Here is a 2,722-nt window from a genome sequence, read left to right on the forward strand (position 1 = left end):
GCCCTACCCCTCCTCCCCCGCCTCCCGACGCCCCTCCCGACGCCCCTCCCGCTTCTCCTCCCGCCCCGCCCTGGCGGCGAAGCCGGCGGCGAGCGCGACGACCCCGCCGATGGCGACCGTGGTCACCAGCACCAGCAGCGCGTGCCCCGACCCCCGGGCGGACGCCGGCAGGTCCACCGCGCCGAGGAACACCGAGCCGAGCAGCGCGATCCCGATCACCTGGCCGAGCTGGACGGCGGTGACCACCAGCCCGCTGGCGTCCGCCGCGTCGGCGGGGGCCACCCGGGCGAGCGCCCTGCCGAACAGCGGCGCGTAGGCGCAGCCCGCGAGCAGCCCGAGGACGGCGGTCAGCAGCAGCGGCCCCGCGCCGACCCCGGACCCGTCGCCCAACAGCCGGCCGAGCACCAGGTAGCCGACGGCGAGCAGGCCGGTGCCGAGGGTCGGCAGGACGCCGTGCAGGCGCCGGGGCAGCCGCTGCCAGTACAGGCTGGCGGCGCCGAAGCCGACCGCGATCGGCGCGGAGCAGAGCCCGGCCCGCAGGGCGCTCCGACCGAGCCCGGCCTGCTGGTGCAGGGCGAAGGAGAACATGAAGCCCGCGAAGGCCAGCATGATCATGAACACCGCGCCGACGGCCGGCAGCAGACCGGCCGCGCCGAGGACGCGTCCGTTGATCAGCGGCTGTCCGCCGCGCCGCGCGATCCGCCGCTCGACGACCGCGAACAGGGCGAACATCAGCGCACTCGCGCCGAGCAGCACCCAGCCCCAGAGCGGCCAGCCGAGCTCGTGGCCGAGCACGAGCGGGACCACCAGCAGGCCGAGGGCGGCGCCGAGCACCAGCAGGCCGGGCAGGTCGAAGCCGCGCTCCCGGTCGCCGGGCAGATCGGGCAGCAGCCGGGCCCCGGCGGCGAGCAGCACCAGCCCGATCGGCAGGTTCACCAGGAAGACCGGGCGCCAGCCGGCGCCGAACAGGTCCGCGCTGACCAGCACGCCGCCGAGCACCTGGCCGGCCGCGATGCCGCCGGCGAGCACGGCCGAGTAGAGGCCGAGGGCCCGGATCCGGGCCCGGCCGGTGAAGGTCCGCTGGATGATGCTCATCACCTGGGGCACCATCAGGGCCGCCCCGGCGCCCTGGAGCAGCCGGAAGCCGATCAGCCAGCCGGTGGCGGGGGCGAGCCCGCAGGCCAGCGAGGCGGCGGTGAAGGCGGCCAGGCCGGACTGGAAGAGCCGGCTGTAGCCGTACCGGGCACCGAGCCGGGCGCCGGTGATGAGCAGCACGGCGTAGGCGATGGTGTAGCCGGCCACCACGAACTGGAGGGCCGCGCCGGAGGCGTGCAGGTCGGTGCGGATGGTCGGCACGGCGACGTTGACGATGGCGGTGTCGAGCACGGCCATGAACTGGCCGCCGAGGACGAGCGCGAGCAGCGGTCCGGGCCTGGCGGCACGGGCCGCGCCAGTCGATGGGGCGGTCCCGGCACCGGCCGCGCCGGTCGGCGGGGCGGTCCGGACCGGGCCGCGTCGGGTCTGGAGATCGGTCATGGATCGAGCCTCGCCGGATCCTGGTACCAGTGGTTAGAGCCTGCGGATCCTGGTACTGGCAGCACCTGTTGCGCCCCACCGGGCTGCGGCACGATGGCGGGTATGACCGTCGTGGACACCCCTGGCACCGTCGAGCCCACCCCCGCCGTCCCCGCCGTCCCCACCCAGCGCGACCGGCGCCGCACCGAGCTGGCCGAGTACCTGCGCGCCTGCCGCGCCCGGGTCTCCCCCGAGGACGTCGGCCTGCCGCCCGGCCTGCGCCGCCGCACCCCCGGGCTGCGCCGCGAGGAGGTCGCCCAGCTCGCCGGCGTCGGGGTGACCTGGTACACGTGGCTTGAGCAGGGGCGTCCGATCAACGCCAGCGCGCAGGTGCTGACGGCGGTGGCCCGGGTGCTGCTGCTGGACGCGACCGGGCGCGAGCACCTGTTCCGGCTGGCCGGGGTGGCGGTCCGCCCGTCGGCGCACCCGGACCCACCGGTGCTGGACCCGTCGACCCAGGTGATCCTGGACGCGCTGGCGCCACTGCCGGCCGCCGTCTCCAACAGCCGGTTCGACGTGCTGGCCTGGAACTCCGCCTACGAGGCGCTGTTCGCCACAAGCCGGCCCCGCACGGGCGACAGCTGGTTCAACAGCCTCTGGTGCACGGTCACCAGCCCGGAGTGCTGCAATCCCTTCCTGAACCGGGCCGAGCAACTGCCGCAGATGGTCGCGGTGCTGCGCGGCGCGTACGGCAAGCACGTCGGGGAGCCGCTCTGGGAGGAGTACGTGCGGTCGCTGCTGCGGGCGAGCGCCGAGTTCCGGGAGCTGTGGGCCAGGCAGGAGGTGTCGACGCGGCGGACGGCGCTGAAGGTGTTCCGGCATCCGCAGGTGGGGGTGATGCGGCTGAACGCGACGTACCTGACGATTCCGGGGGTGCCGGAGGCGTACGTGGCGGTCTACACGCCGGAGGGGCCCGAGGACCGTGGCCGGGTCGAGAGGCTGTCGACGCTGCCTCGGGGCGGCTGGACCGCCCCGTGCGGCCACCGGTTCACCGGGCCCGTCGGCTGAACCTCGCCCGTCGGCCGAGCCGCGCCCGTCGGCCCAACCCAACCCAACTCAACCCGGACCGGCCGACCGAACCGCGCCCGCCCGCCCGCCCCGGGAACGACCGAAGGCCGCCACCCGAGGGTGACGGCCTTCCGTTCGT

At 75.7% G+C, this 2,722-nt stretch carries 2 protein-coding genes; one reads left to right on the forward strand and one right to left on the reverse strand.

Annotated features, from left to right (window positions below):
- Positions 1 to 3 precede the first annotated feature (3 nt).
- Positions 4 to 1,536 carry an MFS transporter gene (locus VR45_RS40905; RefSeq protein ID WP_052709757.1) on the reverse strand — a complete coding sequence of 511 codons (1,533 nt, stop codon included), beginning with the start codon at positions 1,534 to 1,536 and terminating at the stop codon, positions 4 to 6.
- 102 nt (positions 1,537 to 1,638) lie between these two features.
- Here VR45_RS40905 and VR45_RS40910 point away from each other — a divergent pair, with 102 nt between their 5' ends.
- The gene (locus VR45_RS40910) at positions 1,639 to 2,583 is read left to right on the forward strand and encodes a helix-turn-helix transcriptional regulator (RefSeq protein WP_045945053.1); all 945 of its coding nucleotides are present in this window, start codon (positions 1,639 to 1,641) and stop codon (positions 2,581 to 2,583) included.
- Positions 2,584 to 2,722: the final 139 nt, after the last annotated feature.

Origin of the sequence: Streptomyces sp. NRRL S-495, from assembly GCF_000966955.1 — a bacterium.
Taxonomy (GTDB): Bacteria; Actinomycetota; Actinomycetes; order Streptomycetales; family Streptomycetaceae; genus Kitasatospora; species Kitasatospora purpeofusca.

What these genes read in the sequence shown, in the direction of transcription:
- VR45_RS40905 (WP_052709757.1), bottom strand. Translation starts at nt 1,536, where the DNA reads ATGACCGATCTCCAGACCCGACGCGGCCCGGTCCGGACCGCCCCGCCG.
- VR45_RS40910 (WP_045945053.1), top strand. Translation starts at nt 1,639, where the DNA reads ATGACCGTCGTGGACACCCCTGGCACCGTCGAGCCCACCCCCGCCGTC.